The organism is Saccharothrix hoggarensis (assembly GCF_052936025.1).
Genome location: NZ_CP193624.1, coordinates 3,634,865 through 3,653,553 on the forward strand (window position 1 = coordinate 3,634,865; position 18,689 = coordinate 3,653,553).

Genomic DNA, 18,689 nt, shown 5'->3' on the forward strand with positions numbered 1-18,689 from the left:
ACCCTAACGCGGCACCTTCGACCACTCCACGTCCGACGCGAGGTAGAAGCCGGTGTACGCGGGCTGGTTGTACGCCGTCTGCTGCCGCGCCACGTCCGCCCGGTACTGCGGGTCGTGCATCAGCGTGTACATCTTGTGCCCGGTGACCTCCGTGCTCACGTAGATCCGCAAGGCCGAGCTGTCCGCCTTGCGCACCACCAGCTCCTCGCGCCAGTCGCCCAGCACGTCGGCCACCAGCGACGGGTTGCCCTTGGTGCCGTTGTTCGTGCGCGTGCCCCCGGCCGTCAGCACCGTCCCGCGCCGCCAGTCCTTGATCGACGGCGTCACGTCGCCCGCCCCGTCCACGACCTGCGTGGTCAGGTCGGCCGCCCAGCGGATGCTCGCGTTCGTGCCGGGGATCGCCGCCGACAGGGGACGCCCGTCCGCCGACCACAGACCCACCGCGCCCGAACCGCCCGGCACCGACGCCCACGTCTCCAGACCGGGCTCGGCCGGCAGCACGTCACCGATCATGCCGCGCCCGGTGTCCCGCCCGGTGTACCCGCCGTAGACCACCTCGCCGGTGGCCGCGTCCCGCAACGTGTAGCCGTAAGGCGCCGACGTCCCGCCCTCGTGCACCATGTGGATCTCCAGACCCGGCCGGGCCGGGTCGATGTCGGTCACGTGCAACGCGTCACCGTGCCCGAGCCGCGCCACCGTGCCGGGGCTCGCGCTGCCCGGCGGCAGCACGCCCGCCGAGCTGTAGAGCAGCGTCCCGTCGTGGTCGACGGTCGACGCGCCGTACACGATCTCCTGCTTGCCGTCGCCGTCCACGTCCGCCGCGCTCAACGAGTGCGCGCCCTGCGTGGCCAGCGAGCCGTGCGTCGGCGACGTGCCGTCCCGGCCGTGCACGGGGAAGTTGAACGGGTTGCTCATCGGCACCCAGCCGCTGTCCACGAACCAGTCCTGCTTGAGCTTGCGGCCCGTCCACCGGTACGCCACCAGCGTGGTGCGCGTGTAGTAGCCGCGGGCGAACACCGCCGACGGGTTCTTGCCGTCCAGGTACGCCACGCCGGCCAGGAAGCGGTCCACCCGGTTGCCCGGCTCGATCCGCCCCAGCGCGTAGTCGCCCCACATGAGGCCGTCGTCGTGCCGACCCGGCTCGTACCGCACGGTCTCCAGCTCGCGACCCGACCCGCCGTCGAACACGGTCAGGTACTCCGGGCCGTCCACGATGAACCCGGCGAACGCCCGGAGGTTGTTGCGGGCGCTGCGACTCGGCGCGTACACGTCGACGAAGTGGTCCGCCAACGCCCTCGCGTCCACATCGGACAGCGGGTAGGCGTACCGGGGCGCGATGCCGAACGCCTGCTCCAACGTCGCGGGCCAGCGGCCGGCCACCACCTCGGGGTGCTCGTGCCAACCGCGGAACATCTCCACCACGTGCTGGTAGTAGCCCGCCGCGCTGAGCCGGTAGTCGTCGCTGTGCGCGTACCCGGCCCGCGCGTCCTCCTCCGGCATGGTCACGTACCGCTCGGACACCGCGTTGCCGTGCCGGTCGAACGACGTCACCCTGGTGCCGGGCGCGGTCTTCATCATCATCTCCGAGCGGCCGTCGCCGTCGAAGTCGTAGACGAGGAACTGGGTGTAGTGCGCGCCCGAGCGGATGTTCACGCCCAGGTCGACGCGGTGCAGCAGGGTGCCGTCGAACCGGTACGTGTCGACGTACGTCGGCCCGGTGTAGCCGACCTGCGACACGTCCTTCGAGTTGGACGGGTCCCACTTCACGACGTACTCGTACCGGCCGTCACCGTCCACGTCGCCGACGCTCACGTCGTTCGCCGAGTACGTGTACGCCTCGCCGGTCGGCGTGACGCCGTCCGCGGGCTTGCGCAGCGGCAGGTCGTACGACCCGCCCGCCCACGGCGACACGGCGTCGCTCAGCTCGCCCTCCCGGCCGCGCACGACCGGCGCCACCCGGTACTCCCGGCCGCCGGCGGGGTCGAGGTAGTTCGTGCTGTCGGTGACCGTGGCGATCTTCTCGCCGTCGCGGTAGACGGCGAACGCCGGGCCGGCCAGCCCGGTGCCGGTGTGGCCGGTGGCCTCGTGGCGCAGGAGCCGCCAGCTCAGGAACACCCCGCCGTCGGTCCGGGCGGCCACCAGGCCGCGGTCGAGGAGTTCCAGCCGCGGACCGCCGGGTGTCGTGCCGGTGGCCGGCGACGCCGAGGCGGGCGACAGGGACAGGACGAGCGTGAGCGCCGCCAGGACGGCGGACAGGGGTCGGACGCGGGTCATCGGCGGCCTCCAGGGTGCGCGACGGTGCGCGGGGCGTGATGACGCCACACAATGAACCGTTTCAACGCGGATGGCAAGACCCGGTGACGGCCGGGTTGCGCGGAGGAAACACGGGACTTGACGTCCGTGATGGGGCTCACCTACGTTGCTTGAACCGATTCAATCGAGAGGTGAGGGTGATGGGACGACTGTCTCGCCGCGGTGCGGCAGGCCTGCTGGTCGGGCTGTTGTCGCTGACCGCCGCGCTGTCCGGCTGCGGCAGCGATTCGGCCGACGGCCCGGTCACGCTGCGGTTCGTGTGGTGGGGCAACGAGGACCGCGCCAAGGTCACCAAGGCGGCGGTCGACGAGTTCCAGAAGCGCAACCCCGACATCAAGGTCGAGACGGAGTACAGCGGCTACGACGCGTACTTCCAGAAGCTGTCCACGCAGGTCGCGGGCGGCGCCGGCCCGGACCTGCTGCAGCTGGACCGGGCCACCATCGGCGAGTACGCGGGCCGCAAGGTGCTGGCGGACCTCGGCGAGCACGTCGGCAAGGGCCTGAAACTCGACAAGATCCCGGCGAACCTGCTGGAGGGCGGCAAGGTCGACGGCAGGCAGTACGCCGTCGCGGGCGGCGCCACCACCCAGATGCTGATCTTCGACCCGACGCACTTCGAGGCCGCGGGCGTGAAGGTGCCCACCGCGCCGGGCGAGAAGTGGACGTGGGCGGAGTTCACCGCGGCGATGGGCAAGGTCGGCGCGGCCGGCGCGGTGTCCGGCACGACCGACTTCGGCTGGGCCATCGACTGGTTCGAGGTGTGGCTCGACCAGCACGGCAAGTCGCTGTACACCCCGGACGGCAAGCTCGGCTTCACCGCCGACGAGCTCGCCGAGTACTGGGAGATGATCGGCGCGATGCGCCCCGGCAAGGGCGTCTCGCCCGCCGAGGTCACCACGAAGATGGACGGCTCGGTGCAGAACTCGGGCATCGTCACCAAGCAGGCGGCCTCGGAGATCGGCTACGACTCCGCCGTCACCGGCTACTTCGGCGCGTTCGGCCCGAACCTGAAGGTCGCGCCGCTGCCCAGCGACGTGGCCAGGAGCGGCATGGCCGCGATGCCGCCGGTGTCGTTCGCCGTGTCGCAGCGGTCCAAGCACAAGGACGCGGCGGTCAAGCTCCTCGACTTCCTCCTCAACGACCCCGAGGCGGGCAAGCTGCTCGGCGCGTCGCGCGGCGTGCCGCCGAACGAGGAGGTCCGCGCGCAGGTGTGCGCGACCGCCGAGGGCGGCAGCAAGGCCGTGTGCGACTACGAGGCGGCGCAGCAGGACAAGATCGGCCCCGCGTTCGGCGCCTGGCCCACCGGCTCGTCCGCGATCAAGCGCGACTTCCAGCGCACCTACGACGACGTCATCTTCAACCGGGTCAGCGTCGCCGACGCGGCCAAGCGCGTCGTCCAGGACGCCGAGCAGTCGTTGGGGTCCTGACGATGACCCGGTCCGTGATCGCCGGCACGCCCGGCGTCGCCGAAACCCCGGGCGTCAGCCCGCCTGGGGCCGCCGGCCCTCCCGCGAAGGCTCCCGCCGATGGTGGGCGCCGCCGGCGGGGCCAGGGCGTGGCGTACCTGTTCCTGTCGCCGTGGATCGTCGGCGCGGTGCTGCTGACCATCGGCCCGATGGCGGCGTCGCTGTACCTGTCGTTCACCGACTACGACCTGTTCTCGGCGCCCACGTGGGTCGGCGTCGACAACTACGTGACCATGTTCGCCGGCGACGAGCGGTTCTGGCACGCCGCCTGGGTCACCACCAAGTACGTGCTGATCTCCGTGCCGCTGAAGCTCGGCCTGGCGCTCGCCGTCGCGATGCTGCTCAACCGGCCGCGCCGGGGCGTCGGCCTGTACCGGTCGGCGTTCTACGCGCCGTCGCTGCTGGGCGCGAGCGTCAGCGTCGCGCTGGCGTGGCGGGCGCTGTTCTCCACCGACGGCACGGTGGACCGGCTGCTCGGCGGCGTCGGCATCGACACCGGCGGCTGGGTCGACCAGCCCCAGTACGCGCTGCTCACGCTCGTGGCGCTGGCCGCGTGGCAGTTCGGCGCGCCCATGGTGATCTTCCTGGCCGGCCTGAAGCAGGTGCCGCGCGAGCTGTACGAGGCGGCGGCGATCGACGGCGCGGGACCGGCGCGCCGGTTCCTCAGCGTCACGCTGCCCATGCTGTCGCCGGTGATCCTGTTCAACCTGGTGCTGGAGACCATCCACGCGTTCCAGGCGTTCACCGGCGCGTTCGTGGTGAGCAGCGGGCGCGGCGGGCCGAGCGACTCGACCCTGCTCTACCCGCTGTACCTGTACCAGCGGGGGTTCACCGACTTCCGGATGGGTTACGCCTCGGCGATGGCCTGGGTGCTGCTCGCCGTGGTCGCGATCCTGACCGCGCTGGTGTTCCGCAGCGCCCGGCGCTGGGTGTTCTACGCAGGGGAGGACCGTTGAGCGCGGTGACGTCGCCCGGGACCGCGGTGCGGCCCCGGAAGGTGCTGTGGCACGTCCTGGTCGCCGGGGTGCTGCTGGTGCTGCTGTACCCGGTGATCTGGCTGGTCTCCACGTCGTTCAAGCCCGCGACGGAGGTGATCTCCACCCTCGCGCTGCTGCCGCGGGAGCCCACCGGCGGCAACTACGCCGAGGTGTTCGACGGCGTCGGCGGGTACGGTGTGCTGCACTACTTCGGGAACTCGCTGCTGATCTCGGTGGGCGCGGTGGTCGGGAACGTGGTGTCGTGCTCGCTGGCCGCCTACGCGTTCGGCCGGCTGCACTTCCGGGGCCGCGGCCCGCTGTTCGGGTTCATGATGCTGACGATCATGCTGCCCCACCACGTGGTGCTCATCCCGCAGTACGTGATCTTCCAGCAGATGGGCATGGTGAACACGTTCTGGCCTCTGGTGCTGCCGAAGTTCCTGGCCACCGACGCGTTCTTCATCTTCCTGATGGTGCAGTTCATCCGGTCGCTGCCGCGCGAGCTGGACGAGGCCGCGACGCTGGACGGCTGCGGACCGGTCGGCGTGTTCCGGCACGTCATCCTGCCGCTGCTGCGGCCCGCGCTGCTCACCACCGCGATCTTCACGTTCATCTGGACGTGGAACGACTTCTTCAGCCAGCTGATCTACCTCAACGACCCGGAGAAGTTCACCCTGCCGCTGGCGCTGCAGCTGTTCATCGACCAGGCCACCCAGTCCGCCTTCGGGCCGATGTTCGCCATGTCGGTGCTCGCGCTGCTGCCCATCGGCCTGTTCTTCCTCGCGTTCCAGCGGTTCCTGGTCGACGGTGTGGCCACGTCCGGGCTGAAGGGATGAGGTGCGGCAGGTGATGAGCACGTGGACGCGGCCCTTGGCCCTGTTGGCCGAGGTGCTGCTGATCGGGGTGCTGGTGAGCGTCGCGGCGCTGCCGGTGCTGACCGCCGTGCCCGCCTTCGCGGCCGGCGCGGTGCTGCTGCGGGAACTGGTGGACGACGGCCGCACGCCGACCGTCCGCCGGTTCGCCGCCCTGCTGGGACAGGTGGTGCGAGACCCCGTCGCTGTCGGCGCGCCCCTGGCCGTCCTCGCGGTCGCCGGGCTGGACCTGCTGGCGCTGCTCGGCGGGCTGCCGGGTGCGACCGTCCTCGGCCCGGTGATCGGGACGGCGCTGGCCGCCGTCGCGCTGGTGCTGCTGCGCACGGCCGCCCGGTGGCGTCCGGGCGACCGGTGGGCCGCGCTGCTCGCCGAGCCGTCCCGCGACTGGGCCGGGTACGCCTACCTGGTCGTCGCGCTGGCCGTGGCCGTGCTGGTGCTCGGCCAGGCGCCCGCGTTCGTGGTCGTCGTGCCCGGCCTGCTGGTGTTCGCCGCGGTCGCGGTGGAGCGCCGGTGACGCCCCGGGTGGTGCTCGCCGGCGCCGCCGGGTACGGGCGCCTGTACCTGCGGGAGATCGCCGCGCTGGAAGCCGAGGGGCTGGTGCGGCTGGCCGGCGTGTGCGAGGTCAACCCGCTCGACGCCGAGGCGCGGCGGCTCGTCGGTGACCGTCCCGTGGACGCGGACCTGACGCGCCTGATGGGTGACCTCGGCCTCGGCGAGGGCGACATCGGCATCGTCTCCACGCCCCTGCACACGCACGTGCCGCTGGCCCACCACGTCCTCGACGCCGGCGCGCACCTCGTGCTGGAGAAACCGCCCACGCCCACGCTGGCCGACTGGCACGACCTCGTCGACCGGTCCGCCGGCCGGCTCGTGCAGATCGGGTTCCAGAGCCTCGGCTCCCACGCCGTGCACCGGCTCGCCGATCTCATGCGAACCGGCGCGCTCGGCGAGATCCGCGGCATCGGCGTGCGCGGCACGTGGTCGCGCGACGACGCCTACTACACCCGCGCGCCGTGGGCCGGCCGCCGCACGCTCGACGGCGCCCCGGTCGTCGACGGCGCCCTCACCAACCCGTTCGCGCACGGCATCGCGACCGCGTTGGCGCTCGACGGCAGCACCGGCGTGGACGACGTCGAGGACATCGAGCTGGAGCTGCTGCGCTCCCGCGACATCGAGGCCGACGACACGTCCTGCCTGCGGCTGCGCACCCGCAACGGCACCGTCGTCGTGGTCGCGGTGACGCTGTGCGCCGAGGTCGTGCGGGAACCCGTGCTCGTCGTGCACGGCAGCCGCGCCCGCGCCGAGCTGCACTACACCCGGCACCGGCTGGTCCTCGACGGCATCGACGAGCGGTACCGGCACGACACCCCGCTGCGGAACCTGCTCGACCACCTCCGCGACCCGGCCGTGCCGCTGCACGCGCCGCTGGCCGGCGCCGGGGCGTTCATGCGGGTGCTGGAGGCCGTGCGCACCGCGCCCGACCCCGTGCCGATCGACCCGGCGTGGCTGCGCCGCAACGGCAACCGGGTCGACGTGGACGGCGTCGACCACGTGGTCACCAAGGCGTCCGAGCACCTGCGCACGTTCGCCGAGCTGGACGTGCCGTGGTCGCCCCTGGCCGGCGTGGCCCGGTACGGCTGGGACACCGCGCGGCTGCCGCTGGTCGTGCCGCGGCCCGCGCTGCACCCGGTCCGCACGCTCGGCGGCGTCGTGGTGACCGGCGAGCACCCCGAGGACCACCCGTGGCACCGCGGCATCGGCCTCGCCCTGCCCGACGTCAACGGGGTCAACCTGTGGGGCGGCCGGAACTACGTGCCAGGGGAGGGGTACGTGCCGGGGGAGCTGGGCCGGGTCCGCGAGTCCGGACCGGACGAGCTGGCGTGGTGCGACTCGGCCGGCGCGGTGCTGCTGCGGGAACGCCGGCGCGTCCGCCGCCGGGTCGTGACCGACGGCTGGGAGCTGGAGTGGACCAGCGTGCTGACCGCCGAGCGGGACGTCGTGCTGCACAGCCCCGGCAGCAAGGGCCGGGCCGGCGCGGGCTACGGCGGCTGGTTCTGGCGGCTGCCCGACCTCGACCCCGCCTACGTGCGGGTGTTCAGCCCCAACGGGGTGGGGGAGGAGGAGGTCAACGGGCGGACCGCGCCGTGGCTCGCGGTGGTCGTGGGAGACCCGGAGAGAGCGCCGGGCAAGGGCACGTGGACCGCCGTGGTGTCCGGGCCCACCGACCCGTGGTTCGTGCGCGTGGGGCAGTACCAGGGCATCGGCTCGGCCCTCGCGTGGGACGCGCCCGTCGTGCTGGAGCCCGGCGGCGAGCGGGAGGTCACCGTCCGGGTGGCCTTCTACGACGGCGTGCGGCCACCGTGAGCCGGTCGACTCGTCCAGACCATTGACAACCCTTGTGGCGCAACAATAGCGTCCTTGTGAAACGTTTCATTCCGGAGGTTGGCGTGCGACGTGTCTGCTTCCTGCTGCGGGTCCGCCCGGAGCGGCTGGAGGAGTACCGGGAGCGGCACCGCGAGGTGTGGCCGGAGATGCGGGAGGCGTTGCGCGAGACCGGGTGGGGCAACTACAGCCTCTTCCTGGCCGACGACGGGCTGCTCGTCGGCTACCTGGAGACCCCGGACTGGGACGCCGCCCAGCGCGGTATGCGCGACCGCGAGGTGAACGACCGGTGGCAGGCCGAGATGGCCGAGTTCTTCACCGCGCTGGACGGCAGGCAGCCCGACGAGGCCATGAGGCCGCTGACCGAGGTCTTCCACCTCGACTGAGCAGTGAAGGAGTCCGAAGTGGACGACAGTACGGCATCACCCGGCACGAGCGAGCCGAGAGGAGCCCTGGCAGGTCAGCGGATCGAGCTGCCGTCGTGGGCGTTCGGCAACTCCGGCACCAGGTTCAAGGTGTTCGCCCAGCGCGGTGTGCCGCGCACGCCGCACGAGAAGGTCGCCGACGCGGCCACCGTGCACCGGTTCACCGGCGTGGCGCCCTCGGTGGCCCTGCACATCCCGTGGGACCGGGTGTCGGACTACGCCGAGCTGGCCAAGTTCGCCGCCGACCTCGGCGTGTCGATCGGCACCATCAACGCCAACGTCTTCCAGGACGACGCGTACGTCCTCGGCAGCGTGTGCTCGCCCGACCCGGCGGTGCGCCGCAAGGCCGTCGACCACCTGCTCCAGTGCGTCGACATCATGGACGCCACCGGGTCGCGCGACCTGAAGCTGTGGTTCGCCGACGGCACCAACTACCCGGGCCAGGACGACATCCGGGCCCGCCAGGACCGGCTCGCCGAGGCGCTGGACGAGACCTACCGGCGGCTCGGCGACCACCAGCGCATCCTGCTGGAGTACAAGCTGTTCGAGCCCGCGTTCTACACCACCGACGTGCCCGACTGGGGCACCGCGTACGCCCACTGCCTCACCCTGGGCGACCGGGCGCAGGTCGTCGTCGACACCGGGCACCACGCGCCGGGCACCAACATCGAGTTCATCGTCGCCGTGCTGCTGCGCGCGGACAAGCTCGGCGGGTTCGACTTCAACTCCCGCTTCTACGCCGACGACGACCTCATGGTCGGCGCGGCCGACCCGTTCCAGCTGTTCCGGATCATGTTCGAGGTCGTGCGCGGCGGCGCGCTCGCCCCCGAGTCCGGGGTGGCCTTCATGCTCGACCAGTGCCACAACATCGAGCCGAAGATCCCCGCCCAGATCCGGTCGGTGATGAACGTGCAGGAGGCCACGGCCAAGGCGCTGCTGGTCGACCGGGACGCGCTCGCGGCGGCGCAGCGGGCCGGTGACGTGCTCGGCGCGAACGCCGTGCTGATGGACGCGTACAACACCGACGTGCGGCCGCTCGTGGCGTCCGTGCGGGAGGACATGGGACTCGACCCCGACCCGATCGCGGCCTACGCCCGGTCCGGTTACGGCGAGCGGATCGTGGCGGAGCGGGTCGGCGGCGAGCAGGCGGGATGGGGCGCGTGAACGAGCGGGTGCGGGAACTGCTGGCGCGGTCGCACGAACTGGGCGCGGACCCGGCGACCACGAACTACGCGGGCGGCAACACGTCGGCCAAGGGCACGGAGACCGACCCGGTCACCGGCGCGCCCGTCGACCTGCTGTGGGTCAAGGGCTCCGGCGGCGACCTCGGCACGCTGACCGAGCGCGGCCTGGCCGTGCTGCGGCTGGACCGGCTGCGCGCCCTCGTCGACGTGTACCCCGGCGTGGACCGCGAGGACGAGATGGTCGCCGCGTTCGACTACTGCCTGCACGGCAAGGGCGGCGCGGCGCCGTCCATCGACACCGCCATGCACGGCCTGGTCGACGCCGCGCACGTCGACCACCTGCACCCCGACGCGGGCATCGCGCTCGCGGCGGCGGCCGATGGCGAGGCGCTGACCAAGGAGGTGTTCGGCGACCGGGTGCTGTGGGTGCCGTGGCGTCGCCCCGGCTTCCAGCTCGGCCTCGACATCGCCGCGATCGCGCGCGAGAACCCCCAGGCCATCGGCGTGGTCCTCGGCGGTCACGGCATCACCGCGTGGGGCGCGACCTCCGCCCAGTGCCAGGAGCGGTCCCAGGAGATCATCCGGCGCGCCACCGAGTTCCTCGCCGCGCGCGGCAGGCCCGACCCGTTCGGCGCGAAGCTGCACGACCCGCTGCCCCCGGCCGAGCGGCGCGCCCGCGCGGCCGCCCTCGCGCCGCTCCTGCGCGGCCTCGCCTCCACCGACCGGCCCCAGGTCGGCCACTTCACCGACACCGACGTCGTGCTGGACTTCCTCGCCCACGCCGAGCACCCGCGGCTCGCCGCGCTCGGCACGTCCTGCCCGGACCACTTCCTGCGCACCAAGGTCCGGCCGCTCGTCCTCGACCTGCCGCCGACCGCGCCGCTGGACGACGTGACGGCACGGCTGCGCGAACTGCACGAGTCCTACCGGGACGAGTACCGCGCCTACTACGAGCGGCACGCCACACCGGACTCGCCGCCGATGCGCGGCGCGGACCCGGCGATCGTCCTGGTGCCCGGCGTCGGCATGTTCTCCTACGGCAAGGACAAGCAGACCGCCCGCGTCGCCGGCGAGTTCTACGTCAACGCGATCAACGTCATGCGCGGCGCCGAGTCCGTGTCCCGGTACGCGCCCATCGACGAGGCCGAGAAGTTCCGCATCGAGTACTGGGCGCTGGAAGAGGCGAAGCTCCAGCGGATGCCCGCCCCCAAGCCGCTCGCCACGCGCGTCGCGCTGGTCACCGGCGCCGGGTCGGGGATCGGCCGGGCCATCGCGCTCCGGCTGGCCGCCGAGGGCGCCTGTGTCGCCGTGGCCGACGTCAACGCGGACGCGGCGCGCGCCGTGGCGGACGAGCTCGGCGCGGACACGGCGGTGGCCGTGGTCGTGGACGTGACCGACGAGGACGCCGTCACGGCGGCGGTCGGCGAGGCGTGCCTCGCGTTCGGCGGCGTCGACCTGGTCGTCAACAACGCCGGCCTGTCGATCTCGAAGCCGCTGCTGGAGACGTCCACCCGCGACTGGGACCTCCAGCACGACGTGATGGCCCGCGGGTCGTTCCTCGTCGCGAAGGCCGCGGCCAAGGTCATGGTCGAGCAGGGGATGGGCGGCGACCTCGTCTACATCGCCTCCAAGAACGCCGTCTTCGCCGGACCGAACAACGTCGCCTACGGCGCGGCGAAGGCCGACCAGGCGCACCAGGTCCGGCTGCTGGCCGCGGAACTCGGCGAGCACGGCATCCGCGTCAACGGCGTCAACCCCGACGGCGTGGTCCGCGGGTCCGGCATCTTCGCGGGCGGCTGGGGCGCGCGACGCGCCGCCGTGTACGGCGTGCCGGAGGACGAGCTGGGCGCGTTCTACGCTCAGCGCACGCTGCTCAAGCGAGAGGTCCTGCCCGAGCACGTGGCCAACGCGGTGTTCGCGTTGACGGCGGGCGAGCTGTCCCACACCACCGGGGCCCACATCCCCGTGGACGCGGGCGTCGCGGCCGCGTTCCTCCGGTGACGGGCACGGGCCGGCGGTGATCCACACCGGCACCGGGGGTGAAACGATTTAACGCAGGACTGGACGGGTAGGATCACGACAGGTCGATCCGGCGCCGGCAGCGGTGCCGGTCGATAGGCTCGACCTTTCGACACCTCAAAGTCCTTCAGTCCGCCGAGGAGGCGCGGTGGGGTCACCGGTGAGCATCCGCGACGTGGCGACGCGCGCGAAGGTGTCCGTCGGCACGGTCTCCAACGTCCTGAACCGGCCCGAGGTCGTCGCACCGGCGACCCGGGACCGGGTCATGGGCGCGATCGAGGAGCTCGGGTTCGTCCGCAACGACGCCGCCCGCCAACTGCGCTCCGGCACACCGCGCGCCATCGGCCTCGTCGTGCTCGACGTCGGCAACCCGTTCTTCACCGACGTCGCGCGCGGCGTGGAGGACACCGCCAGCGAGGCCGGGCACGCCGTCATCCTGTGCAACAGCGACGAGTCGGCGCAGCGCGAGGCCCGGCACGTCGAGCTGCTGGCCGAGCAGCGCGTGCACGGCGTGCTGATCACGCCGGTCGACACGGACCTGGCCGCCGTCCACCGGCTGCGCGAGCGCGGCATGTCCGTCGTGCTGCTCGACCACCCCACGACCGACCCCGACCTGTGCGCCGTGGCCGTGGACGACCGCGCGGGCGGCGAACTGGCCGTCACCCACCTGCTCGCCGAGGGCTACGAGCGGATCGTGATGGTCAACGGGCCGTCGCGCATCCACCAGGCGCGCCAGCGGCACGAGGGCGCCGTGGACGCGGTCCGCAAGGCGGGCCGCGACGCGGGCGTGCTGGAGGAGCTGAAGGTGCCGGCGCTGAACGTGGCGTCCGGGCAGCGCGCGGCCGAGCAGCTGCTGGCCCGGTCCACCCGGCCGGACGCGGTGTTCTGCGCCAACGACCTCCTGGCGCTCGGCGTGCTCCAGGTGCTGGTGCGGGCCGGCGTGCGGGTGCCGGAGGAGATCGCGATCGTCGGCTACGACGACATCGACTTCGCCGCGGCGGCCGCCGTGCCGCTGACGTCGGTGCGCCAGCCGCGCCAGCTGATCGGCCGGACGGCCGCGGAGCTGGTGATCGAGGAGACCATGGCGCCCGCGGAGCACGAGCACCGGCACGTGCTGTTCGCGCCGGAGCTGGTGGTGCGCGAGTCGAGCAGGCGGGTGCAGCGGGCGCGTCGCCGGTCGCGCTGAGGGCGTGGCCCTGGACCGGGTCAGGCAGGCGTTGGACTTCCAGGGCTGCCATGTCGAGAGCGGCACGGCTTGTAGCCGGACCGCCACTTGCGCGGTGGTCGCGTCGGCCGTTCAGGTGATGAAAGCCGGCGGCCCGCTGCGCTCCGCAGCGGACCACCGGCTTGGGCGGGGTGTGAAACCACCCGGAAGTGGGTACCTGTTCGCCGATTGAGGGGAGTTCACACCATGGCGAAGCACCGACTGGGCCAGTCCGAAGGCCGGCAGTGGGGTGGTCCCGACCTGGTCACGGGCGCCGAGGACGCGTTGGGCCGGTCCGACGCCGAGCACCCCGAGCCCGCCACCGAGCGCGCCGAGGACGACTGAACCGGTGATCACGCCGGCACCGGTTCACGCCGCACCGCTCCGGGCAGGTCCGGCGCGGCGCGCCCGCGCGCGGACCGGGTGAGGCGGGCCGCCCCGAGCGCGGCGAGCACGCCCAGCGCGGCGAGCGCGAACGGCCGGAGGGTGACCGCCCACGGCCAGTCCGGCCCGACGAGGTCCAGGTGGCCGGTCGGGTACTCCAGCACCTTCGCGGTCCACGTCGCCGTGGCCACGTCGGTGGTGCGGGCCAGGTCGCGCAGCACGCCGTCGAACGGGAACCCGGGCCGTTCGTGCAGGTAGACCGGGGTGAGGTCGGCGTACGCGTCGGCCGCGCGCAGGTCCGCGGCCCGCGCTCCCGGCACGACCAGCCGGTCGAGGCCCGCGGTCGCGGGGTCGGCCCTGGGCACGAACGTCAGCCCGTGCCGCGACCGCACCGCCGGTCCGCCCACGGCGACCGTGCGGACGGCCAACGACTGGCCGTAGGTGTCGAAGGCCGAGGCCAGTTCGATCTCCCCGACCCCTTCGGTCAGCAAGACCCCCGTGGTGTCGCGGTCCCAGCCGAACGCGCTGTTCACCGGCGTGACGGCGTCCGCGGGGGAGAGGCCGGCCTCCGGCATCGAGGCGGGCGTCCCGGGCCGGTAGTGCGGCCAGCCGGTGACGTCCGCCGCCCGTGCCGCCGCGTCCCGTCCGACGAGCCGTTCTACGACGCGCAGCGTGCCGTCGACGCCGGACAGGATGCCGCCGGTGGTGATGACGTCGCCGTCGTCCACGTACCGGGTGCCGCGCGCCCACCGGACGGCCGGGTAGCGGTCCTCGTAGCCACCGAGCCGCAGCCAGTGCGACGTGGCGTCACGCCCGTCGAGCAGCCCGGCCGACGCGAGCACCCCCGCGCCGCTGCACACCCCCAGCAGCAGCGACCCGCCGTCCGCCTGCCGCCGCAGCCAGTCGGTGACCGGCTTCGACGTCGGCTCGCCGTGATCGGGCAGCGCGGGCACGATCACGGCGTCCGGCGCCGCGCCGCCCAGCAGCCGGTCGAGGTCGGCGAACGTCAGGTCCGGCACCAGGTCGAGCCCGCCCGTGAGCGGCACCGGCCGGCCACTCGGCGCGACCGCGTACACGTTGAACGCGCCGGTCGCGGCCAGCACCTCGTACGGCGCGAGGGCGTCGGACACGACCGCGCCGCGATCACCCACCACGACCACGGCGGTCGGTCTGCCGGCGACGTGCGCCACGGGCCGCGGTGACGGGGCCGCGCCGTCGGTGCGCGGCGGGTTCAGGTCGAGCGCGGCGGCGACGGTCGGCGCGCCGAACGCGACGGGCAGGGCGAGGGCGGCGAGCACGAAGACGAGAGCGGTCCCGGTGATCCGGGTGGCGGCGCGCACGGCGGTCAGCAGCCGTACTCGTGGCGGCGGCGCAGCATCGCGCCGAGCATGGCCGGGACCATCAGCACGTGACCGGCGGTCATCAGCGCCATCTCGGACAGCAGCCCCGTCCAGTGGAACGGCAGCAGGACCAGGAACGGCACGTACATCGCCGCGGACATCTCGGCGATGCCCGCCCAGCCATGCCGGCGGACCCGCATCCACACCGCCATGCCCAGCGACATGGTGGTGGCCATCACCAGGACGTGCGCGGTCGTCACGTCGGCCAGGCCTGGCCACGCGAACGACCAGACCGGCTCCAGCAGGACCATGCCGGCCACCATGGCGACGACCATCTCCACGGCGTGCCGGGTGAAGCGCCACGCCGAACGGCCCCGCGGCGCGTCGGCGGCGTCGTGGCGGTGGGGAGTGCTGGTGGTCGTCTGGTCGGATGTCATGACGGCTCCTCCGGGTCGTTCTTCGCGGTGCACCAGAGATGGTCGGCCGTCGGGGGAGCGGGGTCAGGTGCCGAAGGTCATGCGTCAGGTCATGTTCCGGGCATGACCCGACCCACGACGTCCGGGACGGGTCAGCAGAGGCCGAGTTCGCGGGCCCGCAGCGCCGCCTGCGTGCGGTCGCGCACCTGCAGCTTGGCCAGCACGCTCGTCACCAGGTTCTTCACCGTGCCCTCGGCGAGGAACAGGCGGGCGGCGATCTCGCGGTTGCTGTGGCCCGCGGCGAGCAGCCGGACCACGTCCAGTTCGCGTTCCGACAGCGGCGACGACGGCGGCGGGGCATCGTCGTGCGGGAGGCGGGCCACCCGTGCCACGAGCTTCGCCGCGACGGACGGCTGCAACACCGACTCGCCGCGCCGCGCCGCGACCAGCGCCTCCACCAGCCGCGCCGACGACACGTCCTTGAGCAGGTAGCCGACCGCGCCGGCCCGCAGCGCCGCGAACACGCCCGCGTCGTCGTCGAACGTCGTCAGCGCAAGCACCCGCACCTCCGGGTGCGCCACCCGCAGCCGGTCGGTGGCCGCGATGCCGTCCATGACCGGCATCCGCAGGTCCATCAGCACCACGTCGGGCCGCAGCTCGGCGCACCGCCGCACGGCCTCAGCGCCGTCACCGGCCTCGCCGACGACCTCGATCTCCGGCTGCACCTCCATCAGCGTCGCCAGCGCCTCCCGGAACAGCGCCTGGTCGTCCACGATCAGGACCCGGACGGCGGAGTCGGTCACCCCGGCACCTCCACGGTCAGCGTCACACCCCGCCCGGCGGCGGAGTCGACCCGCACCCGCCCGCCGAGGCCGTTCACCCGTTCCCGCAACCCCACCAACCCGAACCCGCCACGTCCGACCACCGCGCCGTCCCTGCTCGCCGTGTCGTCCCCGCCCGCCGCACCGCTCCCGTCCGCGCCGTCCCCGGCCGTGAGCAGCGCGTGGTCCTCGGGCAGGCCGTGACCGTCGTCGCGGACCTCCAGCCGGACCACGTCGGCGTCGGAGTAGTCGAGCACCACGGCCGCGGCCGACGCGTCGGCGTGCTTGCGGATGTTCGTCAAACCCTCCTGGGCGGCCCGGAACAGCGACTCCTCGACGTCGACCGGCACCTCCCGGGCGTCGCCGAGGACGTCCAGCGCGGTCGGCACACCGGCCTCCGACGCCTCGCCCGCCAACGCCCGCACCGCGTTGACCAGCGGCGCGGTGCGCGGCTCCCGCAGCGCGGCGACCGAGCGGCGCACCTCCGCCAACGCCTGCTTCGACTGGTCCTGCGCCTTGGCGAGCATCGAGTCGAGCCGGTCCTCGTCGGCGGTGCGGATCACCGCCCGCGCGGCCTGCAGGAGCATCTGCACGACGGTCAGGTGGTGGCCCAGCCCGTCGTGGATGTCGCGGGCCAGCCGGTTGCGCTCCTGCGTGGTCGCCCACCGCTCGGCCTGCGCGGCGTACTCGCGCAGCCGCTCGTTCGCGTCGGCCAGCTCCGCGCGGGCCCGCTGCTCCCGCACCAGCAACTCCGTCACCACGACCGTGAACGCGGTGACGGCCAGCGTGCCGAGCCCTTCCCGCAGCCCGGCGGGCCAGTCCATCCGAACGTGGATCAGCGGGATGGCCGCCGCCACCGCCGCCGCGCCCGCCAACGGCAGCAGCAGCACGCTCTGCGACACCAGCACCACCAGCAGCAGCACGGCCCCGATCGCCGCGCCCGACAGCGCGAACAGGACGAAACCCAACGGCAGCTGCACGCACACGTACGCCACCGCGAACGCCCGACCGCGCCGCTGCACGTAGGGGAACCCGACAACCGCCAACGCGGCGTACCCGAGCCCCACCAGCAACGTCGACGCCAGGTGCTGCTCGTAGCTCGCCGAGCCGAGCGGCAGCGTCGCGTACGCGACGACCGTCAGGATGCTCAGCGCCCACTGCACCCGACCACTGTGCTCGACCCCGAACACCGTGGTCAAACCGCGGGATCAGGGCAGGTCGAGCACCACGTCGGGGTCCTCCGCCACGGACCGCAGGGGAGTGACGGTCGGGTGCCCGGCGGCCAGCAGCGCCGCGTCGCTGCCCGGCGGCAGCTCGCCCTCCACCAGGACGGAGGTGAGCCCGATCGACCCGTCGTCGGTGTGCTTCACCCGGCTCCGCACCGCGCCGAAGTCGGCGAGACCCGCCCGCCGCGGCTCGCCGGGATCGGCCAGGTTCGGCACGTTCAGGTTCAGCACCGTGCCCGCGGGCAGCTCCGCGAGCCGGCCGAACAGCCCCGACGCCACCGCGACCGCCGCGTCCCAGTGGTGGTGGACGTCCAGGTCCAGCCCCACGTCGAGCGACACCGCCATCGCCCGCGCCCCGTTGATGGCGGCCGTCAGCGCCGCGCCCACCGTGCCCGAGTGCAGCACGGCCCGGCCCACGTTCGCGCCCCGGTTCACCCCCGACAGCACGACGTCCGGCGGATCGCCGAACGCCCCCTGCGACGCCACCAGCGCGATCAGACCGGGGTGCGCCGACACCGCGTACCCCGGCACGTCACCCAGGCCTGGCAGCTCCCGGCGCTCCACCACGACCCGGCGCTCGTCCTCCGCGGCGGTCAGCCCCGCGCTGGTGCCGCTGGACTCGCGGGCGGGCGCGGCGACCACCGTGTCCCAGCCGTGTCCCACCGCGCTCTCCGCGAGCGCGGCCAGCCCCGGCGAGTCGATCCCGTCGTCATTGGTGATGAGCACCCTCATGCGTCCTCCCACGGCCGCAACCGCACCCGGTCGACCAGCTCGCGCACCACGTCACCGCCGCCGCTGCCCAACCCGTGCCGGGTCACGTTCACCGCGCCCGCCGCCGCCCCCAGCCGCAACGAGTCCTCGATCGACTTCCCCAGCGCCAACCCGGCGGCCAACCCGGCCGTCATCGAGTCACCGCCGCCGTGCGTGTCCACCGGGCTCAACGACGGCACCTCCACCAGGTGGAACGAACCGTCGATCAACGCCAGCGTCTCCTCCGCCGCCCGGGACACGACCACCGCCCGCGCACCCGACCCGGCGACCTCGCGACAGCCCTTGGCGAGGTCGGTCAGCTCGTCCGACGCCGCCAGCCCGTCCGACACCATCTCCTCGTGGCTCACCTTCACCACCGTGGGACCGCCCGCCAGCGCGGCGGCCAGCCGCGCGCCCGACAGGTCCACCACCACCTGGCAGTCGTTGCCCGTGAGGTCCCTGGTGAGCCGCTCGTACACCGAGTCGGGCACCGGCTCGTCCTCCTCGGCCGGCCCGCTCAGCACCGCCACCCCCGCGTTCAACGCCTCCACCAGCGTGAGCTGGTACAGGTCGTCCAGCTCGTGCCGCGACAGGTGGTCCGCCGGCATCCGCACCACCTCGTCACGCCCGCCGTCACGCCGGTCGTGGACGTACGCGCCGTTGCGCGCCGCCACGTCCCGCGCCTTCAGCTCCACCCCGATCAGCGTCCGCAGCACCTGTCCCGTCTCACCGCCGAGCGCCGCGCACAACACCACCTCGGCGCCCAGCGACTCGATCATGCGCGACTGCCACACGCCCTGCCCGCCGGCGTGGACGTGGATGTCCGGCGCGCCGTCCAATTCCTCGATGGTCACCGTCAGCTGAGGAGACGGCGCGAACACCGCCACTCGACCCGTCATGACGGACAGTT

17 protein-coding genes are annotated in these 18,689 nt (G+C 73.3%); 10 read left to right on the forward strand and 7 right to left on the reverse strand.

Translation table 11 applies throughout. The annotated features are described in order from the left end of the window. Positions 1-3: 3 nt before the first annotated feature. A complete protein-coding gene (locus ACRAKH_RS16655; RefSeq protein WP_380727872.1) occupies positions 4-2,274 on the reverse strand; it encodes a rhamnogalacturonan lyase in 2,271 nt (756 codons plus the stop codon). Between the two features lie 179 nt (positions 2,275-2,453). Between ACRAKH_RS16655 and ACRAKH_RS16660 the strand changes: the two genes are divergently transcribed. The 10 genes from ACRAKH_RS16660 to ACRAKH_RS16705 all read left to right on the forward strand — a co-directional run bounded on the left by ACRAKH_RS16660 (position 2,454) and on the right by ACRAKH_RS16705 (position 13,187). Further along, positions 2,454-3,740 carry an ABC transporter substrate-binding protein gene (locus ACRAKH_RS16660; protein ID WP_380727869.1) on the forward strand — a complete coding sequence of 429 codons (1,287 nt, stop codon included), beginning with the start codon at positions 2,454-2,456 and terminating at the stop codon, positions 3,738-3,740. A 2-nt stretch (positions 3,741-3,742) separates the two neighbouring features. Next, a complete protein-coding gene (locus ACRAKH_RS16665) occupies positions 3,743-4,735 on the forward strand; it encodes a carbohydrate ABC transporter permease (protein WP_380727867.1) in 993 nt (330 codons plus the stop codon). A gap of 5 nt (positions 4,736-4,740) precedes the next feature. After that, entirely contained in the window at positions 4,741-5,592 is an 852-nt protein-coding gene (locus tag ACRAKH_RS16670; RefSeq protein ID WP_380727865.1) for a carbohydrate ABC transporter permease, read from the forward strand. Positions 5,593-5,605: 13 nt separating this feature from the next. Beyond that, on the forward strand, positions 5,606-6,142 hold the full coding sequence (locus ACRAKH_RS16675; protein ID WP_447009929.1) for a hypothetical protein: 537 nt from the start codon (positions 5,606-5,608) through the stop codon (positions 6,140-6,142). Next, complete coding sequence (locus ACRAKH_RS16680; protein ID WP_380722895.1) at positions 6,139-7,992, forward strand: DUF6807 family protein; 1,854 nt, start codon at positions 6,139-6,141, stop codon at positions 7,990-7,992. Before ACRAKH_RS16675 ends, ACRAKH_RS16680 begins: the two co-directional genes overlap by 4 nt. An 83-nt stretch (positions 7,993-8,075) precedes the next feature. Then, positions 8,076-8,396 (forward strand): L-rhamnose mutarotase, encoded by a 321-nt coding sequence (locus ACRAKH_RS16685; RefSeq protein WP_053722290.1) that lies wholly within the window; start codon positions 8,076-8,078, stop codon positions 8,394-8,396. An 18-nt stretch (positions 8,397-8,414) separates the two neighbouring features. After that, positions 8,415-9,599, forward strand: coding sequence for an L-rhamnose isomerase (gene rhaI, locus ACRAKH_RS16690; RefSeq protein ID WP_380722893.1), 1,185 nt, complete (start codon positions 8,415-8,417; stop codon positions 9,597-9,599). After that, positions 9,587-11,620 (forward strand): bifunctional aldolase/short-chain dehydrogenase, encoded by a 2,034-nt coding sequence (locus ACRAKH_RS16695; RefSeq protein WP_380722891.1) that lies wholly within the window; start codon positions 9,587-9,589, stop codon positions 11,618-11,620. The genes rhaI and ACRAKH_RS16695 overlap by 13 nt, the downstream gene beginning before the upstream one ends. Before the next feature lie 166 nt (positions 11,621-11,786). Beyond that, positions 11,787-12,824, forward strand: coding sequence for a LacI family DNA-binding transcriptional regulator (locus ACRAKH_RS16700; RefSeq protein WP_380722889.1), 1,038 nt, complete (start codon positions 11,787-11,789; stop codon positions 12,822-12,824). 225 nt (positions 12,825-13,049) lie between these two features. Beyond that, positions 13,050-13,187, forward strand: a complete 138-nt coding sequence (locus ACRAKH_RS16705; RefSeq protein ID WP_380722887.1) for a hypothetical protein — start codon at positions 13,050-13,052, stop codon at positions 13,185-13,187. An 8-nt stretch (positions 13,188-13,195) separates the two neighbouring features. On the opposite strand, the gene ACRAKH_RS16710 is transcribed toward ACRAKH_RS16705, so the two are convergent. The 6 genes from ACRAKH_RS16710 to ACRAKH_RS16735 form a co-directional block, all read right to left on the reverse strand. Then, entirely contained in the window at positions 13,196-14,566 is a 1,371-nt protein-coding gene (locus ACRAKH_RS16710) for a DJ-1/PfpI family protein (RefSeq protein ID WP_447009930.1), read from the reverse strand. 5 nt (positions 14,567-14,571) lie between these two features. Further along, positions 14,572-15,003: a hypothetical protein gene (locus ACRAKH_RS16715; protein WP_380722884.1), complete on the reverse strand. Its 432-nt coding sequence runs from the start codon at positions 15,001-15,003 to the stop codon at positions 14,572-14,574. A 131-nt stretch (positions 15,004-15,134) separates the two neighbouring features. After that, positions 15,135-15,785 (reverse strand): response regulator, encoded by a 651-nt coding sequence (locus tag ACRAKH_RS16720; protein WP_380722882.1) that lies wholly within the window; start codon positions 15,783-15,785, stop codon positions 15,135-15,137. Next, positions 15,782-16,966: a sensor histidine kinase gene (locus tag ACRAKH_RS16725; protein WP_380722881.1), complete on the reverse strand. Its 1,185-nt coding sequence runs from the start codon at positions 16,964-16,966 to the stop codon at positions 15,782-15,784. Before ACRAKH_RS16725 ends, ACRAKH_RS16720 begins: the two co-directional genes overlap by 4 nt. Positions 16,967-17,011: 45 nt before the next feature. Then, the gene (gene surE / locus ACRAKH_RS16730; protein WP_380722879.1) at positions 17,012-17,761 is read right to left on the reverse strand and encodes a 5'/3'-nucleotidase SurE; all 750 of its coding nucleotides are present in this window, start codon (positions 17,759-17,761) and stop codon (positions 17,012-17,014) included. Further along, the gene (locus ACRAKH_RS16735; RefSeq protein WP_380722877.1) at positions 17,758-18,678 is read right to left on the reverse strand and encodes a PfkB family carbohydrate kinase; all 921 of its coding nucleotides are present in this window, start codon (positions 18,676-18,678) and stop codon (positions 17,758-17,760) included. The genes surE and ACRAKH_RS16735 overlap by 4 nt, the downstream gene beginning before the upstream one ends. Positions 18,679-18,689: the final 11 nt, after the last annotated feature.